Below are 25244 nucleotides of genomic sequence, written 5' to 3'. Positions count from 1 at the left end.
GAATTTGCCCGAATTCGCAGTGTGATTTCTTCCCTTCGCAAACAATCTCGCCCCCTTCTTCCTTCCTTGCTTCTTGCGATCCAAGATCAGTTTTCGTTCTCGTGACAACCAGGACCTAAGTAGTTACCTTTTTCCACTTCACTTTACGTCCCTGCCCCTGTAGTGATCCCCGCCGCCGCCTTAATTCCGCGCTTCCTCCTGCAGAGCTTAAAAACCAACAGGTTCAGCACGATGCCCGCGCATTTTAACTGATCCTCAACTTTATGCACCCTTTCTCGCAATTGACAAAGACAACAAGTGGAAACGGCTACGCCGTCCTTAAGGACGGTATCCGTTTCAGCGAGATAGATAAGGCTAATTTTTAGCGTGAAACCTATAAATTCTTATCTTTGAGCAAACCGCCTCCCATCAGGGAAAGCGGCCTCAATCCACTTCAAGTAACAAAATTTAATATTTGTCATTCCAAGCGAAGGATGTTATTCTAGCTACAACAGGAGGGGGAGCTCATGAGTAAATCAAGCTCTTTTTTGAGCAAAACCGAGATTATGGATGCTGCAGAACAGACGCTGCGCAGATTCGGACCCGACAAGACCTCGGTAACCGATGTGGCCAGGCTGCTGGGAGTCAGCCACGGTACCCTTTACCGCCATTTCCCCAGCAAAGCGGCACTGAGGGAAGCTGTAACAGAACGTTGGCTGGAGGAGCGGATCATTATGCCGCTGTCAGAAGTGGTCGAGGCCCAGGCTGACAATGCTCTGGCACAGCTGAGAATCTACCTCATGCGGCTGATCGGGCTGAAGCTTCACTATTCCGAGCAGGACAGTGAGATGTTCAAGATGTATACCGATGTTACCATAGAGGCCGCCGAGCTGGTGCAGGTGCACATTCAGAGGATTGTTGATCAGATGAGTGTCCTCATTGACCGGGCGGCACAACAGAAGAGAATTGCGTTTGCCGGCGGAACCGGGACGCTTGCACGTTCGCTTTTTCACGCGACTGCCAGGTTCCACCATCCGGCCCATGCCTATGAATGGCACAATGCAGGCATTCAGCAGGATTTCGAGCAGCTCTGGCTGCTTTTGGAGCGGGGACTTACAGCTTCTGTTCATTAAAAGCCTAACCGCAATCCGGCTGGACCACCGGACAGACGCTGTACGTAAACGGCGGGAATTATCCAAGCCGTCTAGGCAAAGTCACGGTACAAGCCGTCCCTTTGTCCGGGCGGCTTGTTATGGTTATGCCGCCCTCGTGGATTTCCACAATTTTCTTCACCAGCGACAAGCCAAGCCCGCTGCCGCCGCCGCTGGTGCTTCTGGCCTGATCGACCTTGTAGAAGCGCTCAAAAATGCGGGGCAGCTCCTCCTCTGCGATGCCTATGCCGCTATCCCTGATCTCCACTTCAACCGTCTCCTCCACGGTGCGCAGCCGCACGCTGATCAACCCGCCCGGCGGAGTGAACTTAATGCTGTTATGCAGCAGGTTGGTCCATACCTGGCTCAGCAAATCTTGCACCGCATGCACCGTTACCTCCTCCAGCTCAGCCTCCACATCAATCGCCTTGCCCAGCCACTGCGGCTCGCAGGCGAGAATCATCTCCTGAAGCTGCTTATCCAGGCGGTAAGCCTTCCGCTCGAATGGAAAGCTCTCCGCTTCCAGCGCCGACAGCTTCAGCAGATTGTCGCTGAGTCCGGAAAGGCGGCTGCCCTCCGCTTCAATGATGTCAAGATAGTGAGCCCTGCTCTCCGCACTAAGATTATCATCTCTCAGCGCACGGGCGAAGCCGCGGATTGAGGTCAGCGGTGACTGGATCTCATGCGAGACATTGGAAATGAAGTCCTGGCGCATGGTTTCCATCCGGTTCAGCTCACTCGCCATTTCGTTGATCCCTTCCACGATGCCGCCAAACTGCCGGTACTCCTTGCTGTTCAGCTCCACTTGGAAATCCCCTTTGGAGATTTGGCGGATCGCCGAAAGAATCGGCAAATAAAAGCGTCTCTCCCGTCCCTGTGTGGAAAATGCGGCCAATCCGGCCAGGCAGAAGAAAATAAGCGCCTGCAGTCCCATAATCAGCACCTGATAGGTGTAATCGGACAGCGACCAGCCGAATTGCCGCAGAAGCAGCCTCGCCCCAAAAAAGCTTCCGTTCCAGATGGCAAACAGCAGCAGCAATAAGCTAAGAAACTTGAAAATAAACTTGCATACCTCCCAAATCCTGCTCATTTGTCCTCACCCTCCAGCCGGTAGCCCAGTCCACGGACGGTGCGGATGGCAAAGCCGTAGTGCTCCTTGGGAAAACGCTCGCGCAGGCGGTTGATATGCACATCCAATGTACGTTCGTTGCCTTCAAAATCATATCCCCATATCTCTACAATCAACCGGTCGCGCGTCAGGGTCTGTCCCGGATAGCTCGCCAGCTTGAACAGCAGCTCAAATTCCTTCAGCGGCAGCATTATGCTTCCCCGGTCCGAGAACACCTCGTAGGTTTTGCGGTTCATGCGCAAATGGCCGACCGATACGCTCTGCGCGGCGGAAATCTGATACCGTTTCAGCAAGGCTTTGACGCGGGCGACCAGCACAGGCGGCTCAAATGGCTTGACCAGGTAGTCGTCGGTGCCCAGCTCGAAGCCTTTGACAATTTGTGAGGTTTCCCCTTTGGCCGTCAGCATCAGAATCGGGAACTCATAGGTTCTCCGCAGCTCCCGGCACAGCTCCCAGCCGTCCATGTTCGGCATCATGACATCAATGACCGCCAGATCCACTCCATTATCTTCAAGAAGGCGCAGCGCCTCCACCCCATCGGAAGCGCCGTACACCTCATCCATTCCTTCAGCCTTCAAAAAGACTTCCACCAATTCGCGGATGTGCGGATCGTCGTCCACTACCAATATTTTGGCCATTTCCCGCTGAACCCTCCTCTTCACCGCCGCCGGGGAGCTCCGGTATATTCAACTCCGGTGAATTCAATTGCAGCTGTTGTTCGGCGAATTCCCGGTACAGCCCATGCTCCCGCAGCAATTCTTCATGCGTGCCCCTGCCGGTAATCCGGCCCTTCTCCATAAAAATAATCTGATCCGCATTCACTACAGTAGCCAGCCGGTGGGCAATCACAATCGTCGTCCGCCCTTTCATCAGGTTGGACAAGGCCTTTTGCACCACCGCCTCAGACTGGCTGTCGAGACTGGAGGTGGCTTCGTCGAGCATCAGAATCTTGGGATCCCGCAGCAGTGCCCGGGCAATGGCGATCCGCTGGCGCTGTCCTCCGGAGAGCTTTACCCCGCGTTCGCCCACATCTGTGTCATAGCCCTGCGGAAGCTCGTCGATGAAGCCGTCGGCATAGGCCATCGCCGCAGCACGGCGCAGCTCATCCGTGCCGACCTCCCGGTTCAGGCCATAAGCGAGGTTATCGGCAATTGTGCCGGAGAGCAGCGGGCTTTCCTGGGAGACGTAGCCGATCAGCCTGCGCCAGGAACGCAAAGAGAAGGCGGATACCGGCTTCGCTCCAAGCCTGATCACTCCGCTCTGCGGTTCATAGAACCGCTCCAGCAGCGAGAAAAGCGTGGTTTTGCCGCCCCCGCTGGGTCCAACAATTGCCGTTACCTGTCCCGGCAGCATGGAGAAGCTTACCCCGCTGAGCACCTGTTCGCCTGTTTTATAGCCGAAGCTTAAATCATCGACCACAATAGGTTCTTCCGCCCCCTTGGCTTCCTCTGTCCCTTCATAAATCTCTTCATCAGCCGCAAGGGTCTCAATAATCCGTTCGGAAGCGCCTTTTGCCTTTTGAATCTGGGTGAAGAACTGGGTCAGCTGGGTCAGCGGCATCACGATCTGAATTAAATACAGAATAAAAGCAACCAATTCCCCGGCGGTAAGAGCGCCGGAAGACACCTGCATTCCGCCATAGCCGATAATAACCACCAGCAGCATCATGAATACGAAGGAGACCAGCGGGCTGATCATGGCGCTGATTTTGCCCTCGCGGATGCCGAAGGACAGCAGGTTCATGATCCCGGTGCGCCCCGCTTCATATTCTTTCTGTTCCGCGCCGGAGGATTTCACCAGCCGGATTTCAGACAACACACCGCTCAGTGTGGCGGTAAAGGACGCCGTTTCATCCTGCGTGCCCTTGGATATCCTGTACATCTGCCGGCCCAGCGGCACCAGAATCAGTGCGGACAGCGGGAGCACTGTGAACAGCACCAGCGTCATTTGCCAGTTTAGATAGAGCAGCACGGCAATTGAGCCGACAATGGAGATGACCCCGGTGAACAGACTCGCCAGATGCTCCGAGATAAGCGTTTTAATAATCCCGGTGTCGTTCGTCATCCGGCTGACGCTCTCTCCAGTACGGTTATCGTTGTAATAGGCTACCGGAAGCACGAGGAATTTGCGCCACAGCCGGTCCCGCAGGCCTGCGACTGCCTTCTGCCCGGCATAGTTCAGCAGATAGATGGAGACTCCTGCGGCAATGGTCTGGGCAATAAATGCCCCCGCAATGGCGGCAATCTGCAGCTTGCTGATGGAGGCCAGCGAGAACCCGTCAACCAGATTCTTGGTAAACATTGGGATTAAAAGACCCACCAGGGTCGATATCATGCTCAGTCCAACAGCCAGAGCCAGTAATCCATAGGATGGCTTAGTCCCGTGCAGCAGCTTCAGAAACGGCTTCAAGGACGCCCCTTGCCGCTTGGCGGATGTATTGTTGTTCATGGAAGTTCCCCTTTTCCAGCGGATTGATATCAGTAACGTTCTTCGTCCCCTCCGCCTTGAATATTACATTAACCCGGCATTGTAAACTGAAGTTAAACAGCAGAATCATCGGCCAACGCTGGAGCCAGCTTGAGGGCGGCCGCATAATCCTCCGGCGTGTTCATATTCAGCAGGGACAGGGCATGTGTTCCGGGACCCTCCGGATAATCGCCCTCCCGGACATAATGGACACCGATTGCATCCAGTACCTCCATTACCCGCAGCCTTCGCTGCAGCAAGGACTTCTCCAGGACAGGAAGGATGCTCTTATGGTAGAGCGCCAGAAGCGGCTGGACTCTGCCTTCGGGAGTTACAGGAACGACGGCCTGCACAGCCGCCCCGCCACTTATAGTTTCCAGCATGTGCGTAAACAGCCCTTTCGAAGCAAAAGGCAGGTCACAGGCCTGTACAGCAACCCATTCCGTATGCGATTGCCCCAGCGCGGCATGCAGCCCTGCGAGCGGCCCCAGGCCTGGATATATGTCCGGGATCAGCGGCAGCTGAAATACACGGTAAGCCTCCCGCTCCGCTTCACCGCAAGCTATCACTATGTTATCCGCTATGCCGGATAAGCGGGCTGCGCTGTATGCGATTAGCGGCATTCCCCCCAGCCTGAGCAACGCTTTGTCGGTTCCCATGCGCCGGGAGCCTCCCCCTGCCAAAATAACCCCTGTAATCTCCATCTTTCCCCTCCGCTTCCCCTTTGATTTGGAAATCTCCTCAAAAGTTGGTTTGTATCCCTTTTCAACAAGTGTTACAGTGGTAGAAGCAGCATCTTCAGGGCTGCTATGAATAAATGCAAGGCATCTGGCAGGAAAGGAGTGCCCAATTTTGCGGGAGAACCTTGATAAACAGTTTTCCTTCACCTCATTGAAGTGGTTCAACTTCTTCCTGTATGGAACAGTTGTCCTCTTCACCAGCTTCTTTCCACTGTACCTGCAGGAAGTGGGGATGAACAAGCTGGAGATCGGGAGCTTAATGTCTGTAGGGGCACTCGTCTCCATTATCGCCAATCCCTTCTGGGGCATCTGGACAGACCGGTACCAGAATATCGGGCGGATTGTCCTGCTAATGCTGACGGGGACACTGGTACTGTCCCAGGTTGTATTTCAGGCAAATACATATGAAATGATCTATGTCTCCATACTGTTTTTTTATTTCTTCCAAGGTCCGCTGTTTGCCGAGAGCAACACCATGATTCTAAGCTATATTGACGGAACAGGGCACCGCTTCAGTTCTTTCCGGCTATGGGGTTCGCTGGGCTGGGCGCTTACGGCAATCCTGGCCGGACCGGTGATTGAATGGGCCGGCGTATCCGTGCTGTCCTATCTGTTTGCCGCGCTGCTCTGTGCAGCCATGATCTCACTGATCGCGCTGCCAAGGCTGGGTCATTCCATTGGCATTGCCCCGCTCCCGCTCAAAGACTTCCGCCAGATCTTTTATCATCCGTTTTTTCTCAGCTTCATCTTCTTTGGCATCCTGGTCTCGATCCCGAATACGATGAACAACACCTTCGTCTCCCTGTATATTACAGAGCTTGGAGGCAGTAAGACCATGATTGGCCTTGCCGTGTTCCTCTCCTCGATTCTTGAGGTGGCAGTTCTGCTGCTGTGCGACCGTTACCTGAAGCGCAGCATTCCGATGCTGCTCGGCTGGCTGGCGCTGGTCAGCGCCCTGTTCGTCCTGCGCTGGTGGCTGATGGCCGGTGCGACAACACCGCTGCAGGTCGCTTTTATTCAAATTCTGCACTGCGTTACATTCGGCGGTTTCTTCTATGTCGGCACCCGGCTGACCATGCTGCTGGTTCCGAAGCCTTACCGTTCCTCGGGACAAGCGCTGTATACCCTGACCTGGAGCGGCATCTCGGGTATTATGGGAGGCGTGCTCGGCGGGTGGCTGTATCAGAATCTCGGCGCGCAGAGCATGTACCAGTCCGGCGTCTTTCTTACGCTGATCGGCACCCTGGGGTTCGGTGCCATGTGGCTGTTAGTCAGCCGGGGCAGCTATCATCCTCCGGGTGAGCAGCAGGAAGAAGATCTGGATGAAATGGATCTGAACCGTTGAGCCTCGGGCTTGAAGAAGCAAGCGGAAAAATCCTTGCCGCCCTTAGCAGGAACAGCAGCCGTATATAATTTTTAAAAAAGCAGGCTTGGCCTTCTCTAAAGGAAGCCAAGCCTGCTTTTTTTTGCCATTTCAAAGGCTTCAGCCTTGTTTCGCAGGCTGGAAGGAACTTTTCAGGGAAACGATGAGATTGAACACCAGCTGCCCCGGTGCGGAATACTTGCTGTCCACGTTGAAATACCCATGGCGGAAGAACTGGAACTTGTCCTGCGGCACGCTGTCCTTCAGCCCCGGCTCCACAAAGCCCTGCAGAATTTCGATGGATTTCGGATTCAGCTGATCAAGGAAGGTGGGTTCCGGCTTGTCGGCGGATGGCTCCATGCCCTCCACTTCAGCTTCCTGCTCGGCTTCTTCTGCGGAAATCAGCGGCTCGTACAAACGGAACTCCGCCGGTACCGCCTGGCTGGCATCCACCCAGTGCAGCGTTCCCTTGACCTTGCGGCCGGTGAAGCCGCTGCCGCTCTTGGTTTCCGGATCATACGTGCAGTGCAGCTCGACAACCTCGCCGTTCTCGTCCTTGATGAAATCCGTACATTTGATGAAATAGGCATTCTTCAAGCGCACCTCGTTGCCGGGGAACAAGCGGAAATATTTGTTCGGCGGGTTCTCCATGAAGTCATCGCGCTCAATATAGATTTCACGGGAAAACGGAATTTGGCGGGTGCCCATGGCCTCATTCTCCACATTGTTCTCAATTTCGAACCACTCGGTTTCGCCTTCGGGATAGTTGGTGATGACCACCTTCAGCGGCCGCAGCACCGACATCGTCCGGGGAACGGTCAGCTTGAGATCCTCACGGATGAAATGCTCCAGCATCTGCAGGTCCACCAGACCCTGGCTCTTCGAAATGCCGGTCTCATACACGAAGCTGCGGATCGCTTCCGGAGTATATCCGCGGCGGCGAAGCCCGGAGATCGTCGGCATACGCGGGTCATCCCAGCCGTCTACATGGCCTTCATCCACCAGCAGCTTCAGCTTGCGCTTGCTCGTTACTGTCTGGGCAAGATTGAGGCGGCCGAATTCATACTGATGCGGCGACGCCGGCATTTCGCATTCGGCTACCACCCAGTCATAGAACGGCCGCTGATCCTCGAACTCCAGGGAGCAGAGGGAATGCGTCACGTGCTCGATTGCATCCTCAAGCGGATGGGCAAAGGTATACATCGGATAGATGCACCAGGCATCGCCCGTATTATGATGATGCGAATGGGAAATCCGGTAAATGACCGGATCGCGCAGGTTGATGTTTGGCGAGGCCATATCGATTTTGGCGCGCAGCACCTTCTCGCCATCCTTGAATTCTCCTGCACGCATCCGCCGGAACAGGTCCAGGCTCTCTTCGGATGAACGCTCCCGGTGCGGGCTGTTCACTCCCGGCTCGGTCAGCGTACCGCGATACTCACGGATTTGCTCCGCCGTGAGATCATCCACGTAAGCCTTGCCTTTTTGAATCAGCAGTTCCGCCCGCTTGTACATTTCTTCGAAATAATCCGAGGCAAAACGCAGCTCTTCCCATTCATAGCCGAGCCACTCCACATCCTCCTGGATGGATTCCACATATTCTGTATCTTCTTTGAGCGGATTGGTATCGTCGAATCTCAAGTGGGTCTTGCCGCCGAATTCATCGGCCAGGGTGAAGTTAATCCAGATCGCTTTGGCATGCCCGATATGTAAATAACCGTTCGGCTCCGGCGGAAAGCGGGTAACCACTTCCTTCACTTTGCCCGAGCTCAAATCTTCGGCAATGACATTCTTGATGAAATTGGAGGGTGTTCCACGGTTCTCCACAGTTATCAACCTTTCATTCTGTAATATTACTACTTCCTTGTATGAACATGTTTCCTACTAATATACCCGTTAAGCGGGGAATGTTCAATAAAAGTCAAGAAGAAACGGCTGGAAAGTCCGGCTGCAGCGGACTGCCCGTTTACCATACTTTGACTTATTTCCCGGCTATGGAGTAGCATGGGGATTAAAGGTGTATGTATCTGTATAAATGCCATACGAGGGGGACTTGTCCATGAAGCCAATCAAGCTGCCCAAAGAGCAGCGGGAGATCATTACTGAGAATATCCGCGCCTACTTCGAAGCCGAACGCGGGGAGACGATCGGTTATCTGGCGGCGGAGAACCTGCTGGACTTTTTTCTTCAGGAGCTGGGGCCGGCGGTTTATAATGGGGCGCTGGGCGACTGCCGCACGCTGATAAACCAGCGGATGCAATCGCTGGAGGATGACATTTACCTGCTAGAATGGAAAAAACGTTAATCCTTGCGCCGCAGAGGGGGCAGCCTCATGTTCAATTTTGTTGTTGATGAAGAGCTTACACTGAAGCTGCTCATGCCTGAGCATGCACGCCATATGTTCGCGCTGGTGGAGCGCTCGCGCACCCGGCTCAGACAGTGGCTGCCTTGGGTGGATGGGGTCACAGAGCAGGCTCATTTGGAAACTTTTATCAGAAATGCTGTGAAGCAGGGCAGCGAGAACGGCGGCTTCTCCGCCGGACTGTGGGTCCGGGAGGAATTGGCCGGCATCATCGGATACCATGAAATTGACTGGCACAACCGTTCGGTCGGCATCGGCTACTGGCTCGGTGAAGGCTACGAGGGCAAAGGCTACATGTCCAGCGCCTGCCGGGTGTTCGTCGACTATGCGTTGCTGGAGATGGACCTGAATCGCGTCGAGATCCGCTGCGCTACCGGCAACCATCCCAGCCGGGCAATCCCTGAACGGCTCGGCTTCGTCTTTGAGGGCGTCATCCGTCAGGCAGAGAAGCTGCCGGGCGGCTACGTGAATCACGCCGTCTACGGGCTGCTTCGCAGCGAGTGGAAGCTGCTGGGGTGAGCCAGTCATGCCAGTGAGTCATAGGCCAAGGTGTGACCGAATGCAGACGCAAAAGGTACAGGCCTGGCTCAATGGATGGGAAATGGAAAAGTATGCTGCTCCTGTAGGAGTAGCGCGGAAAGAATAGGCTATTGCAGTCTGGAATAGCCCGGATGTCTAGGCTGCTGCAGTTTGACACAGTCCGGGATGTGTAGGCTCCTGCAGTTTGACACAGTCCTGGATATAGGCTGCTGCAGTTTGACACAGTCCGGGATGTGTAGTTGTGCGGGCACAGTGTGCGATGCGAAAGGTACAGGCAAGTTGGCAAGGAGGCCAAGGCATCGGTTCAAACTAACCGAATCGCAACGCCCAAAACCCCGGGTTCTTATTCCTCCGGGGTTGTTTGGCTTGTCTAAATAATATTATTTACCCGTATTTACCCGTAAGAACGTAACACTTCTGCACGTGGTAAAGCTCCTAGTAGGTGAATACATTCGTTGTAGAAGTCAACTTCAGAAAACTTGCGATTGTTGTCAGGTTCAGGGGTGACGGTGAGCTACACCAGACTCTAAGTGGAAAAAGTAACACTAATCGAAGCTTTTTCGGCTCCCCCAGCAGCATTAAGTGGAAAAAGTAACACTAATCTGATCAAATCAGCCACCAGGCACCGAAATTGCTCAAATTAAGTGTACAAAATCCCACTAATCCTGTTATGGCACAAATCCCGGAGAATTAGTGGTACAAAATCCACTTGGCATCTCTGGTTACTTAACGGAAAGCAATATTTATGAGCTACAAATGTACTATCCTCTGAACCACCATAGATGTGTACGCACACCACCAGATCTTAACACGCCAGTTCGTTGCAGCAGCAGCGGCTGGGGGGCAGGGTTGAATAACGGCCTTGGCTGCAAGCATTCAGCGATCAGCCAGCAGCGAAGCTTCACGTAATGTGCTCCTGCTCGCGGCTCCAGCAGCGCCGGACCACTCAATGCGCTCTGCGCTCGGCTCCAGTAGCGCCGGGCCACTCAATGCGCTCCTGCTCGCGGCTCCAGCAGCGCCGGACCACTCAATGCGCTCTGCGCTCGGCTCCAGTAGCGCCGGGCCACTCAATGCGCTCCTGCTCGCGGCTCCAGCAGCGCCGGGCCACTCAATGCGCTATTGCTCGGCTCCCGTAGCGCAGCAGCGGCGAAGATCGGCAAGCCTGCCGGCATTGCCCCGGCAGCGGTTTCGCAAGCGCCGGACGTCCCTCTCAAGGCGCCTGCTTGCAGCGGCACAATCCTAGCTCTCCGGCGCATCCAGCCAGCCCTGGAACTTCGCCCGGGTGCCGGCGGACAGGGTCTCCAGCCGGGCCAGCTCCGCCAGCCCGTTCTTGTCCTTGCGCCCGTGCTCCATCAGGTAGAGCACCTGCTTGACGGGGAAGCTGCCTGCTCCGCTTTCCTTCTTGATGATTTTGTCGCCGGCGGCAAGCTGCCCCTCGCGCAGCACCCGGAAATAGAAGCCGCTATAGCCGGTATTCAGCACCTGGGCCGGCATATCGGCCGGACCGTGCTTTTGCGCAAGCTTAAAGCATGGAAAACGCGGCTGGCTGACCTGCAGCAGGGCCGATCCGATCTCGTACACATCGCCGATGCAGACCTCCGTCTCCAGCAGTCCGCTGGCGGTGATATTTTCGCCGAAAGCGGAATACTCCAGACTCTTGCCAAGCCACTGTTCCCAAAAAGCATAATGCTCTATTGGATACACACATACGGCCTTGTCGGCACCGCCATGGTTCACCAGATCTGCTTGTCCGTCCCCTGCGAAGCCTTCGAGATGAAGCTGCACCTTACCTTCCGCAGGCAGCTTGTAAATCCCCGTTTCCAGGGGCTTGCCCCGGTAATCAACGGTCTTGGGCTTGCCTACATTAAGCGAAATGACTTCCATCCTCATTCCCTCCATTCAGCATGCAGCTCATAAATACCTCGTCTACGTAACGTCCCCCCAGATAGAATTCCTCGCGCAGGCGTCCCTCTTCCACAAATCCGCATTTGCGGTAGAACGCTAGCGCGGGTTCATTGCAGGAGAGCACACGAAGCCGCAGCTTGCGGATGCCATTCTCCGCCGCATGGCTTTTGATCGCCTCTATCAGCCTTCTCCCGATGCCCATTCGCTGAAAACGCGGGTGAACGGCGATATTGACCTCGCATACATGGCGGTTGCTCTCCATTCCGCTTGGACAGCCGAAGCCGACATAGCCGCACAGCTCGCCATCCTGCAGAGCGACCAGCTGCGAACCGGGCGGGGCATGCAGCAGATAGTCCTCCCGCGAGCGCCAGGTTAACGGGCCGGGCGTTGTATCCTCGGTCCAGATCATATTATCAAGCACGATCAGCTCCCGGGCATCCCTGATTTCGGAGGGCCGGATCGTAAAGGAATCCTTGTTCAATTGTTGCATCTACTTTACACCCCTTGCCTTACTCTAATGACCCGGAAGCGGGCAGTATGCCCTTTTTCGTATTCCCGTTGCTTCCCATTACTATCCGTTACTTCCCTTCGCTTCCGGTTATTTCACTTTTGCAAGGTTTACAAATTTATGCCGCATTTTGTTCCAGTGTTCGGGCCGTACGGTTGATGTATGCATGAAATCCGAAGAAGCCCACGGACAGCACGGCCATTGCGCAAGCCAGCCATCCCGTCGGGGCAAGCCCTCCGCTGTCAAACTGGACACCCATCAGATAAGGCCCGACGACTCTGCCCACCGCACCGATGCCTCCGCTTAAGCCCAGATAGAATGGCGCACTGCGGTCCGCATGGTCCGAGATGAACGACGGCATCGCCGGGGAAATCAGCATCTCTCCCAGTGTAGCCAGCACCATCGCCAGCAGCAGGCCGGGATAGCTTGGCATAAGCAGAATCACCGCATAGCCGCTCAGGTAGAACACACTGCTGGCTGTCATTTGGGCCGTTGATGTGGCCGCGAACCAGCGTTTGATCAGGCTGACCAGCGGCTGTGCAGCGAAGATCAGAACCCCGTTCAGCGTCCAAAGGAAACCGTAAGCCTGCTTCGGCCAGCCCTCCGAGATAATAAACGGCGACACGCCTGTATTCCAGATTGAATTGCCGATCAGCAAAAACATCGAGCCCAGCGCCATGAACAGATAAATGCGTGTGTGGCCCATAAGCCTCCAGGCGGACTGTTCATGCTGCGGTAGTCTTTTCCGGGTCTGCTCTTGAGGAGATACTGAACCTACTCTGCGTAAATAAACGAAGAAAAATACAGCAAACACCGCCGAGGTCAGACCATTCAGCACAAAGCTCAGCATATAATTGGCCAGGAAGCCGCTCAGCGACGTTCCAAGCGCTACACCTATGTTATTGGAAACATAAATTACATTGAAAAGCTCCCCGCGCTGCTCCGCAAAGCGGAAGCCGATAAATGCCTGTATAGCCGGCAGCGACAGCGAGTTGAACAGCCCAAACAATCCCATAACGACAATGAACATGTGCCAATTGCCGCTGGCCGCCGGAAGGGCGAACAGGGACAGGGCGTTCAGGGCAAGAGCACCCACGATCAGGCGGTTGACCCCAATCTTATGATACAGCGAGCCGCCCAGCAGCTGGCCGGCGATGCCTCCCATAGCCTGAATAAGCAGCACGAATCCGGCATCCTTCATACTGCGGCCAAGCTCATCAAATACATACATGGTAACAAGCGGCCACATCAGCGCGCTGCCGGTGGCATTAATGAGGCTGGCAATCAGAAATACCTTGACTTCCTTCGGATAGGCTTGCAAAAACTTCATATCTTGTCTTTCATCCCCTGTAATCTATGTGTCATTAATTCATCCAGTATCATCCCTAAACAGGGTCAAGGGCAAGCATATGAATTGACGCTTTGTCGCGTCACCACGACAGATGAACGGAGCTTAATTCAAACGGATTCTCTGGCAGGCTGCGCCTTCTCTCTCCGCTTCACCTCTACTGTAGCCGAGAAAAAAGTCGCCCCTTTGCCCATATCGCTCAGCCGGTCGGGCGTGAGCACATTGACTCTCTGCCTGCGCTCTTTGCCTTCCCACCACAGCCCCTGACTGATGACCGTGCCCGGCAGCATCTTGTCCGTTACCGCCGCCCAGAGTTCAATGGCCCCTCTGCTGTTGAATACGGTCAGTTCATCGCCGTCTGCAATTCCTCTTGCCGCAGCGTCTTCGGGATGAATCTGCAGCGTGGGCCGCTTCTCCATCCGCTGGTGCTTCTCCACATTGGCAAAGGTCGAATTCAGAAAATTATGGTTCGGCGGAGATATGAACATCAGCGGATACTCTGTTCCCGGCTCCGGCCTCCGCTGACCGTCGTAGCCCTCCTTCAGCGGAGTGTATGTTGGCAGCGGAGGCAATCCGGCCAGCTCCATCGCCTTTGAATACAGCTCGATTCTGCCTGAGGGTGTCGGCAGGTTATCCAGATAATCGGCCTGGGGCGACATGTCCAGCTTGACGAACCGCTCTTCAATCAGCCGCTCCAGTGTAACTCCCTTCAAATAGGGATTGCGCGGGTAATCCAGCGCCTGCCGGATCATGTCGTATTCGTTTTCACTGAAAGCTTCTTCATCCAAGCCCATGGCCCGGCCGAGCAGTGAAAAGACCTCCATGTTGCTCTTGCATTCTCCCGGCGCTTCCAGCACAGGCTCCTGAAGCTGCATATAGTGATGCCAATACGAGCCGTACAGGTCCACATTCTCAAATGTGGACGTTGATGGCAGCACGATATCGGCATACAGAGCCGTATCGGTCATGAACAGATCATGCACAACCGTGAACAAATCCTCGCGGGCAAAGCCCTTGCGCACCCTCTCTGCATCAGGAGCGACTACCACCGGATTGCAGCAGTAGACGAACATTCCCATTACCGGCTGTTCCTTCAGCTCCAGCGCTTCGCCGATCCGGTTCATATTAATCGAACGTGTCCGGCGGTTCGGGCGCAGCTCGGGGCGTGTCAACGCACGGTCATTCGTGGAGGTGTAGCCTCCATTTGACTTGATCGCCCCGCCTCCGGTCTTCAGCCAGGCCCCGGTAAGCGCCGGAAGGCAGGCGATGGTACGCACATTCATCCCGCCATTATCGTGATGCTGCAAGCCGTTGCCGATGTGGATATGCGACACCTTGGCTTCGCCGTACAGCTTGGCCAGCTTCTCGATATCCTCCTCTGCAATGCCCGTAATCTCCGCAACCCGCCCGGGCGGGTAGGCGAGCACATGCCCGCGCAGCTCCTCATGCCCGGCAGTATAGCGCGCAAGAAATGCATCATCCGTCATTCCATCCCGGAAGAGGATATGCATCAGCCCGAGCGCCAGCGCCGTATCCGTACCCGGATACAGCGGCAGGAACCAATCGGCCCACTGGGCGGTGCGGTTGCGGTGCACATCGATCACAACCACCTTCGCCCCCCGCTTGCGGGCCTGCTCGGCATATACGACCTGATGCATGTTCGTGCTGACAATGTTGCCGCCCCAGACAATGATCAGATCCGCGTTGACCGTATCCTCCGGACTCGTCCCTCCGTTGAAGCCCATCGTATATTTCCAGCCGGCGCTCCCCGCCGCACTGCAAATGGTCTGCTCCAGGCGGCTTGCTCCCATCGCATTAAAAAACCGCCGGTCCATGCCATCTACGCTGAGCACACCCATATTGCCGTAGAAGCTGTACGGCAGAATGCTCTCCGGCCCGTACTCTGCGGACAGCTCCTTAAAGCGGCCGGAAATTTCGCGGACGGCCTCCTCCCAGCTGATCGGCTCGAAAGAACCGCTCCCTTTCGGACCTACACGCCGCAGGGGCTGCAGCAGCCGCTCGGGATGATGCACCCGCTCCGCCATGTGCCTCACCTTGTTGCAGATGGCCCCCTTGGTCACCGGATGCTCAGGGTTGCCCTCCACCTTAACGATTTTCCCATCCTGCTTGTGCACCAGAAGTCCGCATGTATCGGGGCAATCCAGCGGACATACCGCCGGAAAAACCCCATCTCTGTTGTAGCTCATTGGCTGCTGTCCTCCCTTGTTGCTTGAATATTTATATTCTATAGCCGCACTTGGTCCACGTAAAGAAAACAGGCGAAAACAAACTGATTCGTTCTAAGTATGCCCGGGTAATAGAGCATATGAAACACTCCCTATGAATTCGCCGTGAGCCCGATTTCGTTCCCCCGAGTCGGATATGCACGGCGAATTTTGTTATGTCCTTAAGCGGGAAGTAGAAGATAATCTATAGCATCCGGCACAATTTTTAGCGTGAAACATATAAATTCTCTTTACAAAAAAATACTCCCCGGAAAATTCCGGAGAGTATCCGATATAGTTATCCTGACCTTAGCAGGCCGGGAGGATTACGCGTGTTTCTTCACACCGGCAGCAGAAATGCCTTCGACCGGTTGAACAGCAGCCGGCGCTTGGCGCAGATAAGCCATCCAGTAAGCAAATCCGACGAAGATAGCGCCGCCTGTAAGGTTGCCGAGCCAGACCGGAGCAAAGTTGCCGAAATATTGGGCCCAGGTGAAATGCCCTTCGAATATGGCAGCAGGGATAAGGAACATGTTGGCTACAACGTGCTGGAAGCCGATGGCCACAAACGCCATGGTCGGAAACCAGATCCCGAGGATTTTGCCGCTGAAATTATCCGCTCCGTAAGAGAGCCATACCGCCAGAGCAACCAGCCAGTTACAGCCGATACCGGAGACAAATGCCTGTAAGAAGGTGGCATCAATCTTGTGTTCGGCCATATCAACCAATTTATCCAGATATACGCCGTCTGCCGTGAGGCCGACAACATGGCCGAAGAAATAAGCGACGAACAAGGCCCCGGCGAAATTACTGATTGTAATCAGCACCAGATTCTTGAACATCTCCCAGAACGAAATTTTCTTCGCCATAAAGGCCAGCGGCACCGCCATCATATTGCCTGTAAGCAGTTCTCCGCCGGCAAGCAGCACCAGCACCAGTCCTACAGGGAAGACCGCAGCCCCGATAAAGTTGGCGATAGAGCCCCATTCCTCCGGTGCGCCTGCAATAACGCGAATGTCCAGCAAAAAACCGAGCGCAATAAACGCTCCCCCCAGAAAGCCAAGAATAAGTACAGTGCTGAGCGGATTGTGCGCTTTTTTGATTCCGTTCTCCACCGTGACTTCGGCAATCCCCTGCGGTTTGTTATAAGCCATGATTCCTATCCCCTTCTAATTACTTAAAATTTGTTCCTTTATGCCATTGTAGCGTGTCAACTAACACATTAACGTGATAAAAATCACTCATGCAAAATCCAAGTGAAAGTTTTCACTGACATGTCAAATTTAACACAAAAGCAGTTTCTGCGGAATATTTTTCTAAAAAAAGACCGAATCGGCATTTGTTCAAGGTGAGGTGCATTCGTTTCTTATAAAAATAGAAGAAGCGGGAAAAGTAAAACTCCGCTGCAGCGCACGCAAAAAACCGGAACCATGAATCGGCTCCGGTTGCGGGTAAGCTTCTGTTTTAGATAGTTACGGTTTCTTGACGGGGAACTGCAGCCGGCAGAGCCTGAAGTCCGGCACTGTTCAGGAAATTCCATGGTTTGTTATAGTGCGGCTGGAAGAAGAAATCAATAAACGCCAGCTGGTCAATGGTCATTTTATTCTGAATGCAGACAGATATGGTATTGATCGACTGCGTCAGATCCATCTTGGACATGATCTGTGCGCCGAGGATGCGGCGGGTCGCACGTTCAAAGACCACTTTTAACTGCACCTGTTCAACGGTTGGCATGAATTCGGGACGGTAATTGTCGATCAGCATTACGCTTTCTGCGTCCATGCCTTCCGCCTTGGCAGCCTCTGCTGTCAGACCGGTTCCGGCGATATTGTCTTCATAGATTTTGATCCCGGAGGTGCCCTGTGTTCCCATGTAAGGAATGGTCGGCGACACCAGATTGCGGGCCACCAGCGTTCCCATCCGAACCGCGTTGGTTGCCAGCGGAATATAAGCTTTTTTGCCAGTCGGGTTATAGTGAATTGCGCAGCTGTCGCCGGCGGCATATACATCAGGAGCACTGGTCTGCATATAGTCGTTAACGATAATCGCGCCGTTAGGCAGCATGTCCACCTGCCCCTTAAGCAGCCCGGTATTTGGCCGGAAACCGATGCAGAGGATCACCAGGTCGGTCTCATGCTCGCCTTTACTGGTGATTACCTTGGTTACTTTACCGTTCTCCCCTGCAAAAGAGCTTACCTTCTCGCCAAGCGCCAGGGTGATGCCGTGATCCCTCAGCGACTGCTCGAGCGGCGCCGTATATTCTTCATCCAGATATTTGCTCAGGATCCGCTCTTCGCCGTCGATCAGCGTGACCTGCTTGCCGTTCATTTGAAAAGCCTCCACCAGCTCGACCCCGATATATCCGGCGCCCACAACAGTGATTCTGTCCACCTGCTGCGCTTTTTCAATAATGGTGTTGGAATGATTATAGTTTTTCGAAAGGAGAATACCGTCAAGCTCCATGCCCTCCAGCTTGGGAACAATGGGCCACGAACCGGTTGTCATAATCAGCTTGTCATAAGAGTCATCGAATTCCTTGCCGGTCTCCAGATTGCGGGCACGCAAGGTTTTGCGCTCTGTATCGACCTGGATAACTTCATGGCGCATGTTCGTCTTGACGCCAAGCTCGGCCAGCTTGTCCGGCGAGGAATAAAACAAGCCCTGCGGGTCCTTGACCACTCCGCCAACATAAAGAGCGATACCGCATGACAGGAAGGAGATATTATCATTGCGTTCGTACACTGTAATCTCCGCATCCGGGTAGAGCTGGGCGGTGTTGACTATTGCGGCGGTTCCGGCATGGGTACATCCAATGACTGCTACTTTCATGGTTTCTTCCTCCTCCAATTTGGGCTTTCATTTATTTTCTCTCTACTTGTGATTTGTTTCACTTTATAATTTGATTATATTGTGATTTTTGTCACATTGCAAGTTATTTTTGTGATTTTTATCACAACATCTATAATTGATGTGAATTTCGAATGCCTTGGCACTCTTACCCTGCTTCCGGTTTAGCTTTCCCCGGAGAGAGCACATTATGTCCGCGCACAGCAGAAAGCATCCGGGAACAAGCTAAGCGGAACAGTGAAGCAAAAACAGGTGTGGGGCAACTATGCGAAAAGCTATAAGAATGGGCATATAGAAGGCTAAGCGGGGGTTGGGCGGCGTTGGAAGGGCGTGTTACTAGGCAGAGCGCTGGAACAGGTCGGGGGGCGCCTGCCGAGGATCTGCCAATCGTTACCGACGTTGGGCAGATTACCAGGGCAGAGCGCTGGAACGGGCTGAAGGGCAGCCTGCCGAGGATCTGCCAATCATTACCGACGTTGGGCGGATTACCAGGGCAGAGTGCTGGAACGGGCTGAAGGGCAGCCTGCCGAGGATCTGCCAATCATTACCGACGTTGGGCGAATTACCAGGGCAGAACGCTGGAACGGGCTGAGCGGAGAGGGTTGGGTTGCTGAGGTGAGGCGGATATTGGGTGTTAAGCGAGGCGGGGACTGGGGCAAGCTGCCCAGCAGTGCTTTTTGCCTTAAACCACGCAGCAGTGCCCCTATGTCTCCGCGTAAGCTTTTCAGAGAAATGGGGCTGAGGTCTGCGAACAAATATGAACCTGTCTTAAGTGGAATTTCTACCACTAATTTGAGCTGTACTGACTTGATAGAAGCATTAGTGGGAAAAAGTAGAACTAATCCGACCGAAATGGCCGTTCAGCCCGCTTTTCCTCCGAAATAGGTGGAGAAAATCCCACTAGATCTTACTTTTATAAGAATTTACTGCAATTAAGTGTACAAATTCCACTTCGCTTCAGCTCCACACATAGAGCTAGCCTGCAAGTTGAGGGAAGTGGCCGACAACGAGTAGTGGAGCGCGCGCTGAGCAATGGGCGGACTGTGCACGGGGTGTTGTCGGGCATTTGGGCGGATTGTGGCCGAAAGCTCACGTTACGTGTTTTTAAAACTCTTAAATGACGAAGGTGTTCGACTGCTCACGTTGGGCGCCAAGTTGCCCACGAAGTCGCACGACTGCTAGCATTTGGCGCTTGACTGCTCACGTTGGGCGTTAGCTCTGCGCCGGGTTCAAGCAACGCCCGGGCAGCAGATTGCCTAAACATCAGCAGTTTATTCCAGGCCGGTAATGACCCCGTCCCCGTCCACCTGCAAGCCTTCTGCCGCCGGCTTGGCCGGAAGGCCGGGCATAGTGACGATATTGCCGGTGATGACCACGGCGAAGCCTGCGCCAAGCGACAGCGTAATATCGCGGACACCCATCGTGAAGCCCTCGGGAGCGCCCAGCAGTCTTGGCTGATCCGAAAAGGAGTACGGCGTCTTCGCCATACAGACCTGCAGCTGCTGCAGGCCGAGCTTCTCAATCATGTTCAGGCTGCGCTTCGCCGCCGGTGAGAAGGCCACCTCGGCACCGCGGTAGATTTCGGTGACGATTTTATTGATCTTGGCCGGGATGTCCAGACTTTCCTCGTACAAAGGTGCAAAGCTTGAAGCTTCTTCGCGCTCCAGCAGCTTTTTCAGCTCCTTGGCAAGTTCAAGCCCTCCGGCGCCGCCTTCCGCCCATACCTTGGAAATCGCTGCGGGGACGCCCAGGCGCCGGCAGGCGTCCAGCACATCGTTGATCTCCGAAGGAGCGTCGCCCTCGAAATGGTTCAGCGCAACGAGCACCGGCACGCCGAATTTGCCCAGATTCTCAATATGGCGCTCCATGTTGGAGATGCCGGAGAGCAGAGCCGCCCGGTTTGTCGTATACAGCTCATCCTTGCGAACACCGCCATTGTATTTCAGCGATTTCACTGTGACTACCAGCACCGCCGCAGCGGGGGCAAGTCCAGCCTGGCGGCATTTGATATCCATGAATTTCTCTGCTCCCAGATCCGCACCGAAGCCTGCCTCCGTCACAACCACATCGCCCAGCTTCAGCGCATAACGCGTGCCGATGACACTGCTGCAGCCATGCGCGATGTTGGCAAAAGGCCCTCCGTGCACAATAACCGGTGTGCCTTCCAGGGTCTGCACCAGATTGGGCTTCACGGCTTCCTTCAGCAGCGCAGTCATGGCTTCCACCGCTCCGATATCCTTTGCCGTTACCGGCTGTCCCAGCTGGTCGTAACCGATCAGTATGCGGCTGAGGCGTCTTTTGAGATCGGCAAGATCGTCGCATAGACAGAGCACAGCCATAATCTCGGAGGCGGTTGTGATCTGGAAGCCGCTCTCCCGCACCGTGCCGTTGCCATCGCCAAGACCGGTCACAATACTGCGCAGGCTGCGGTCATTCATATCCATTACGCGTTTCCAGACTATGCGCTGCGGGTCAAGACCCAGAGCGTTGCCCTGGAAAATATGATTATCGATCATGGCCGACAGCAGATTATGCGCCGAAGTTACCGCATGGATATCACCCGTGAAATGCAGGTTGATCTCATCCGCAGGAACAATCTGCGCCCTGCCTCCGCCGGTCGCTCCGCCCTTCATGCCCAAGCAGGGCCCGAGCGAAGGCTCGCGCAGTGCCGCCACAGTCCTGACTCCCGCCGCATTCAGCGCCTGGGACAATCCGATGGTCGTTAAAGTTTTGCCTTCGCCTGCCGGGGTGGGATTCACCGCCGTAACCAGCACCAGCTTTCCGTCTTTTTTGTGCTTAAGCTCATCCCATAGGGAAGGCGACAGCTTGCTTTTATATTTGCCGTACAGCTCCAGATGGTCCTCATGAATCCCTGCTGCCGCTGCCACCTCTGTAATTAGCCTCATACCGTTATAAAACCCTCCTGCCGTTATTATCCTGCTACATTTTGCCCTTTATGCAATTTCTCCAAGATGCACACATTCCTCTTCAAAGGATACAGTGTCTTTGAAAAGCGTCAAGGATTATTTTCATAATTCCTTAACCGCAAAATCCCCCCAAACGCACCATAAGCCGGCGTTCGGGAGGAAAGACAGGAATGAGCTTAAGATCATGTAACCAGGCAGCAAGAAAAGAAGCCTGTTGGAAAAGAGCTTTTATCAGCCCAAGTAAAGCAGCAATCCTTACCACTTTTGGACTCCACAGCTTCAGAACTTTTGCTCTACTGGAGAAGCGCCTCAATCTGTTCCTTCATACTTTCTGGCGATTCCTTCGGCTCCACACGGGCCACCACATTGCCGCTGCGGTCGACCAGGAACTTCGTGAAGTTCCATTGAATGTCGCTGCTCTCGCCATTACCCGGCTGCTGACCCTTCAAATATTGAAAGAGCAGGCTGGCGTCCGGCCCGTTCACATCCACTTTGGCAAAAACCGGGAACTTCACACCATAGTTAATCTGGCAGAATTCCTCCGCTTCCTCGCTGGTTCCCGGCTCCTGGCCGGCGAACTGGTTGCAGGGAAACCCCAATACGACAAGCCCCTGCTCTCCATACTGCTCATAGAGCTTCTGCAAATCCCCGTACTGCGGCGTAAGTCCGCATTGGCTGGCCGTGTTGGCAATCAGCAGCACCTTGCCTTCATACTCCTTGAACGGCACTTCTTCGCCCGAAGGCTTAACCCCGGCAAAACTGTAGATAGACATTCTGCTTCCTCCCCTTCATCCGTGGATTGATCTAACGGCTATGCGCTGTACAGCAGCCTATCCTTCATCTTACCCTTATTCCCGCGGCAATACAAAATACAAGGACCCCGTGCCGGCAAAAGCTAAGCCTCTCCGCCTCTCTGAGACAGGCCGCAGGCATCGGCAATCAGCCGGAGAGATTTCAGCTTGTCTTCATAGCGGTGCATAAGCGCAGCGAACATAATCTCCTCGCATTGGTATTCCTCCATGAGCGCCATGAATTGCCGTTTGACCTCCTCCGGTGACCCGATGACCATCCGCCTGCGGTTGTCCCCGATTCGAAACCGGTCATAGGGCGTATAGTGATAATCCAGCGCCGTTTCCACAGAGGGTATGCCTGTCGAGACATGGTCCCTCTCCAGCAGGACCAGGGACAAATCCATGCTGGATGCCAGCCGGTCCGCTTCCGCTGAGGTCTCGGCACAGACGGCGTACACCGCCACCAGAGCGCGGGGAACCGCTACGGCCGGAGAAGGGCGGAAGCGGCTCCGAAAGGACTGCACCGCCTCTCCGCCTCCCTCGCCATTGATGAACCTTGCATAAGCAAAGTTCGCACCCAGCCTGGCAGAGAGGGCTGCGCTGGCCTTGCTGGCCCCGACCAGCCACAGCTCCGGCGCCGTGCCGACAGCCGGGCTGGCCTCCAGGCCGGCGAAGCGGTGGGCGGGATCAGGATTGCCATACAAATAGCTGAGCAGATCCCTGATCTGCAATTCATAGTGATCCGCGCCGCCGGTCCGGTTCTCCTGAAGCGCCCTTGCAGCGAGCGCTCCGCCTCCTGCGGCCCTGCCCAGGCCAAGATCAATACGGCCGGGATACAGGGCTTCGAGCACACGGAAGTTCTCGGCCACCTTAAATGAGCTGTAGTGGGGGAGCAGCACGGCTCCGGAACCGATGCGGATGGTGGAGGTTACTGCGGCCAGATGTGCCATCAGCACCTCCGGGCTGGAGCCGGCCAGCCCGCGGGCGGCATGATGCTCGGCTACCCAGAACCGGTGGTAGCCCAGCCTGTCCGCCTCTCTGGCGAGACCTGCGGTCTGGGCTACAGCCTCGGCAGGCGTACTGCCCTCAGAGACCGGCGATTGATCCAGAATGCTTAATTTCATACACAGAGCATCTCCAAACCATGACATTTATATAGGGAGTCGTATCCAATACCCATTTCCATTATAGCATCCAGGATCCTGCGGTTCTTCTCTGTAGCTGTTCCCGGCCCCATCGGCAAAAAATCGAAAATCCTTCCCCGGCCGTCCGGGGAAGGATATCTCTAAGCCCTGGCATTCATGTGCCGCTTGCCAAAGGACCCGGCCCGGCCTAAACTGCACCGACAGAAGGCCATTCCAGCTCAAAGCCGTTATTGCGCAGACGGGCCTGGAAGCCGGCCAGCTGCGGAGGTGAATTCCGTACCTCACGCGGTTTGATCCCGTTGTCCAGACAGTAGGCAGCCAGCATGCCTGCAGCCTCTCCAATGTTCCATTCCACGGGATGCAGCCGGTAGCAGCCATTGGTGATATGCGTGGTCCCAATGTTTTTGGCGGCGGGAATCAGGTTGTTCACCCGAACCGGGATCAGCGCCCCCAGCGGAATCTGGAACGGCAGCGAGGGAATATCGATAAAGGTCCGCAGCGCTGTGCTGGGATGCAGATCAATCCGGTAGCTGCCGATGCCGACCGTATCCGGGTACTTCTCGGCTTGGCCATCCGGACGCTCGGCAGGGCTGAGATGCTGCTCCAGGATGGTGAACTCCGCACGGATGCGGCGGCCTTCACGAATGTAAGGGGCCTGGGCCAGGCCATGGGCTGCACCTGTCACATCCGGGCGCGGACGCAGACCCGGATAGCCTATGCCTCCGTCCTTGCGCGGAGCTTCGGTCTGCATCCAATAGAGCAGAGAAAGACTGAGCTGCATCGCACTTTCCAGGTGGCGATGCTTTTCTTCGGGAGATACGCCGATGAGTGCTCCGAGCCAGTAGTCATTTTGCGGCCAGTTAACCACAGTAGTATCCGTCTTGTAGGTACCCTGCTGGAAATTGCTGCGGTCTGCCAGACGGCGGTAAGTAAACAGCGGATTCGCCCCTTCCTCCGGCAGCAGCACATAGGTTACCGGCGCAAGCGTCGAAGGGGAAGGGACCGTCCAGCTTAGTTGCGGAGCAGGCCAGAAATCAGCCTGATAGCTTTTCCAGAAGTCATATTCCCTTGGCTTGGCAATCGTATAATCTTCCCCCTCGGTATAGTCGAGCGCGAGACAATGCGTAAACGCCTGGATATCGCAGGGGTCCGCCGGACCAGCAAGCGCGTGCGTCTCCCCGGTCTCTGCTGCAGATTCCGCTCCTGTCACATACTCCACTCCGGCCAGCGGCAGCACATCGCCTTCTTCGGTCGCATCCAGAAAATAGCTGCCGGTCAGCACCAGCTTCTCCCCATTCCGTCCGCAGACCGTTACCGAAATCACATCATCCCCGTCTGTCTCTGCCTGTACGGGTTGGTATCCTGTCCATATCTGCAGCCGCCCGCTGTGCACATAAGGGGCAAGCATATCCCGGAGCACAGCCAGTGCGGTGCGCGGCTCGTGGGAGAGGCGGCTGACCCAGGCATTTCCGGGATTCAGCGCCATGCGGGCGCGCGCCTGCTCCGTCAGCGGAAATAACCTGCGGTAATAGTCACGCACGGCATTCCGGTAAGTCCGGTAGCTAGCCGTACAGCCGAATTGTTCAATCCAGCGGTTCTCGTCCGGCGGCACCACCTGGCTGGTAAGCTGTCCGCCAATCCATTCATACGCCTCGGTCATTACCACCGACCGGCCTGATCTTGCGGCACCCAGAGCAGCGGCGCAGCCGCCTGTTCCACCGCCGATAATCACTACATCCGCTTGAATTTGCTTCGTCATTTCAATTCTCCTCCATGGCTGAACAGAATGAACACTATTGGATCAGTCCACCTTATTAC

At 55.1% G+C, this 25244-nt stretch carries 19 protein-coding genes; 4 read left to right on the top strand and 15 right to left on the bottom strand.

Annotated features, from left to right (window positions below):
- Positions 1–506: 506 nt before the first annotated feature.
- Positions 507–1112, top strand: coding sequence for a TetR/AcrR family transcriptional regulator (locus HYD27_RS12545; protein ID WP_219215545.1), 606 nt, complete (start codon positions 507–509; stop codon positions 1110–1112).
- Between the two features lie 58 nt (positions 1113–1170).
- On the opposite strand, the gene HYD27_RS12540 is transcribed toward HYD27_RS12545, so the two are convergent.
- The 4 genes from HYD27_RS12540 to mobA all read right to left on the bottom strand — a co-directional run bounded on the left by HYD27_RS12540 (position 1171) and on the right by mobA (position 5429).
- Positions 1171–2220, bottom strand: a complete 1050-nt coding sequence (locus tag HYD27_RS12540; RefSeq protein WP_219215544.1) for a sensor histidine kinase — start codon at positions 2218–2220, stop codon at positions 1171–1173.
- A complete protein-coding gene (locus tag HYD27_RS12535; RefSeq protein WP_219215543.1) occupies positions 2217–2897 on the bottom strand; it encodes a response regulator transcription factor in 681 nt (226 codons plus the stop codon). Before HYD27_RS12535 ends, HYD27_RS12540 begins: the two co-directional genes overlap by 4 nt.
- Positions 2827–4707, bottom strand: coding sequence for an ABC transporter ATP-binding protein (locus HYD27_RS12530; protein ID WP_219215542.1), 1881 nt, complete (start codon positions 4705–4707; stop codon positions 2827–2829). The genes HYD27_RS12535 and HYD27_RS12530 overlap by 71 nt, the downstream gene beginning before the upstream one ends.
- Before the next feature lie 92 nt (positions 4708–4799).
- Positions 4800–5429 carry a molybdenum cofactor guanylyltransferase gene (mobA, locus tag HYD27_RS12525; protein ID WP_219215541.1) on the bottom strand — a complete coding sequence of 210 codons (630 nt, stop codon included), beginning with the start codon at positions 5427–5429 and terminating at the stop codon, positions 4800–4802.
- A 148-nt stretch (positions 5430–5577) separates the two neighbouring features.
- Here mobA and HYD27_RS12520 point away from each other — a divergent pair, with 148 nt between their 5' ends.
- Complete coding sequence (locus HYD27_RS12520) at positions 5578–6810, top strand: MFS transporter (protein ID WP_219215540.1); 1233 nt, start codon at positions 5578–5580, stop codon at positions 6808–6810.
- Between the two features lie 138 nt (positions 6811–6948).
- Here the strand turns inward: HYD27_RS12520 and HYD27_RS12515 are convergent, their stop codons facing one another.
- Positions 6949–8664 (bottom strand): glutamine--tRNA ligase/YqeY domain fusion protein, encoded by a 1716-nt coding sequence (locus HYD27_RS12515; RefSeq protein ID WP_219215539.1) that lies wholly within the window; start codon positions 8662–8664, stop codon positions 6949–6951.
- A 223-nt stretch (positions 8665–8887) separates the two neighbouring features.
- On the opposite strand from HYD27_RS12515, the gene HYD27_RS12510 reads away from it, so the two are divergent.
- Together HYD27_RS12510 and HYD27_RS12505 are read left to right on the top strand one after the other, a co-directional pair.
- On the top strand, positions 8888–9133 hold the full coding sequence (locus HYD27_RS12510; protein WP_219215537.1) for a DUF2164 domain-containing protein: 246 nt from the start codon (positions 8888–8890) through the stop codon (positions 9131–9133).
- Positions 9134–9160: 27 nt separating this feature from the next.
- On the top strand, positions 9161–9709 hold the full coding sequence (locus HYD27_RS12505; RefSeq protein WP_219215536.1) for a GNAT family N-acetyltransferase: 549 nt from the start codon (positions 9161–9163) through the stop codon (positions 9707–9709).
- A 1260-nt stretch (positions 9710–10969) separates the two neighbouring features.
- Here the strand turns inward: HYD27_RS12505 and HYD27_RS12500 are convergent.
- From HYD27_RS12500 to HYD27_RS12455, 10 genes are all read right to left on the bottom strand, one after another.
- Positions 10970–11614 carry an MOSC domain-containing protein gene (locus HYD27_RS12500; protein WP_219215534.1) on the bottom strand — a complete coding sequence of 215 codons (645 nt, stop codon included), beginning with the start codon at positions 11612–11614 and terminating at the stop codon, positions 10970–10972.
- A complete protein-coding gene (locus HYD27_RS12495) occupies positions 11595–12125 on the bottom strand; it encodes a GNAT family N-acetyltransferase (RefSeq protein ID WP_219215532.1) in 531 nt (176 codons plus the stop codon). The genes HYD27_RS12500 and HYD27_RS12495 overlap by 20 nt, the downstream gene beginning before the upstream one ends.
- Before the next feature lie 136 nt (positions 12126–12261).
- Complete coding sequence (locus HYD27_RS12490; protein WP_219215530.1) at positions 12262–13473, bottom strand: MFS transporter; 1212 nt, start codon at positions 13471–13473, stop codon at positions 12262–12264.
- Between the two features lie 128 nt (positions 13474–13601).
- Positions 13602–15698: a molybdopterin-containing oxidoreductase family protein gene (locus HYD27_RS12485; protein WP_219215528.1), complete on the bottom strand. Its 2097-nt coding sequence runs from the start codon at positions 15696–15698 to the stop codon at positions 13602–13604.
- Between the two features lie 344 nt (positions 15699–16042).
- The gene (locus tag HYD27_RS12480; RefSeq protein ID WP_219215526.1) at positions 16043–16870 is read right to left on the bottom strand and encodes a formate/nitrite transporter family protein; all 828 of its coding nucleotides are present in this window, start codon (positions 16868–16870) and stop codon (positions 16043–16045) included.
- 310 nt (positions 16871–17180) lie between these two features.
- Positions 17181–18545 (bottom strand): FAD-dependent oxidoreductase, encoded by a 1365-nt coding sequence (locus HYD27_RS12475; protein WP_219215523.1) that lies wholly within the window; start codon positions 18543–18545, stop codon positions 17181–17183.
- 1289 nt (positions 18546–19834) lie between these two features.
- The gene (locus tag HYD27_RS12470) at positions 19835–21469 is read right to left on the bottom strand and encodes a formate--tetrahydrofolate ligase (RefSeq protein ID WP_219215522.1); all 1635 of its coding nucleotides are present in this window, start codon (positions 21467–21469) and stop codon (positions 19835–19837) included.
- 314 nt (positions 21470–21783) lie between these two features.
- Positions 21784–22263 (bottom strand): glutathione peroxidase, encoded by a 480-nt coding sequence (locus HYD27_RS12465; protein WP_219215520.1) that lies wholly within the window; start codon positions 22261–22263, stop codon positions 21784–21786.
- A 122-nt stretch (positions 22264–22385) separates the two neighbouring features.
- Positions 22386–23405, bottom strand: a complete 1020-nt coding sequence (locus HYD27_RS12460) for an LLM class flavin-dependent oxidoreductase (RefSeq protein WP_219215518.1) — start codon at positions 23403–23405, stop codon at positions 22386–22388.
- Between the two features lie 208 nt (positions 23406–23613).
- Positions 23614–25185, bottom strand: coding sequence for an FAD-dependent oxidoreductase (locus HYD27_RS12455; protein ID WP_219215516.1), 1572 nt, complete (start codon positions 25183–25185; stop codon positions 23614–23616).
- Positions 25186–25244: the final 59 nt, after the last annotated feature.

Origin of the sequence: Paenibacillus sp. S150 (assembly GCF_019352175.1) — a bacterium.
Classification (GTDB): Bacteria; Bacillota; Bacilli; order Paenibacillales; family Paenibacillaceae; genus Paenibacillus_AQ.
Note: the sequence above shows the minus strand (reverse complement) of the source record. Positions and strands in the feature narration are given on the sequence as shown.

Excerpts from the sequence above, each read along its gene's own strand:
- HYD27_RS12545 (WP_219215545.1), top strand. The coding sequence starts at position 507 with ATGAGTAAATCAAGCTCTTTTTTGAGCAAAACCGAGATTATGGATGCT.
- HYD27_RS12540 (WP_219215544.1), bottom strand. The coding sequence starts at position 2,220 with ATGAGCAGGATTTGGGAGGTATGCAAGTTTATTTTCAAGTTTCTTAGC.
- HYD27_RS12535 (WP_219215543.1), bottom strand. The coding sequence starts at position 2,897 with ATGGCCAAAATATTGGTAGTGGACGACGATCCGCACATCCGCGAATTG.
- HYD27_RS12530 (WP_219215542.1), bottom strand. The coding sequence starts at position 4,707 with ATGAACAACAATACATCCGCCAAGCGGCAAGGGGCGTCCTTGAAGCCG.
- mobA (WP_219215541.1), bottom strand. The coding sequence starts at position 5,429 with ATGGAGATTACAGGGGTTATTTTGGCAGGGGGAGGCTCCCGGCGCATG.
- HYD27_RS12510 (WP_219215537.1), top strand. The coding sequence starts at position 8,888 with ATGAAGCCAATCAAGCTGCCCAAAGAGCAGCGGGAGATCATTACTGAG.
- HYD27_RS12505 (WP_219215536.1), top strand. The coding sequence starts at position 9,161 with ATGTTCAATTTTGTTGTTGATGAAGAGCTTACACTGAAGCTGCTCATG.
- HYD27_RS12500 (WP_219215534.1), bottom strand. The coding sequence starts at position 11,614 with ATGGAAGTCATTTCGCTTAATGTAGGCAAGCCCAAGACCGTTGATTAC.
- HYD27_RS12495 (WP_219215532.1), bottom strand. The coding sequence starts at position 12,125 with ATGCAACAATTGAACAAGGATTCCTTTACGATCCGGCCCTCCGAAATC.
- HYD27_RS12490 (WP_219215530.1), bottom strand. The coding sequence starts at position 13,473 with ATGAAGTTTTTGCAAGCCTATCCGAAGGAAGTCAAGGTATTTCTGATT.
- HYD27_RS12485 (WP_219215528.1), bottom strand. The coding sequence starts at position 15,698 with ATGAGCTACAACAGAGATGGGGTTTTTCCGGCGGTATGTCCGCTGGAT.
- HYD27_RS12480 (WP_219215526.1), bottom strand. The coding sequence starts at position 16,870 with ATGGCTTATAACAAACCGCAGGGGATTGCCGAAGTCACGGTGGAGAAC.
- HYD27_RS12475 (WP_219215523.1), bottom strand. The coding sequence starts at position 18,545 with ATGAAAGTAGCAGTCATTGGATGTACCCATGCCGGAACCGCCGCAATA.
- HYD27_RS12470 (WP_219215522.1), bottom strand. The coding sequence starts at position 21,469 with ATGAGGCTAATTACAGAGGTGGCAGCGGCAGCAGGGATTCATGAGGAC.
- HYD27_RS12465 (WP_219215520.1), bottom strand. The coding sequence starts at position 22,263 with ATGTCTATCTACAGTTTTGCCGGGGTTAAGCCTTCGGGCGAAGAAGTG.
- HYD27_RS12460 (WP_219215518.1), bottom strand. The coding sequence starts at position 23,405 with ATGAAATTAAGCATTCTGGATCAATCGCCGGTCTCTGAGGGCAGTACG.
- HYD27_RS12455 (WP_219215516.1), bottom strand. The coding sequence starts at position 25,185 with ATGACGAAGCAAATTCAAGCGGATGTAGTGATTATCGGCGGTGGAACA.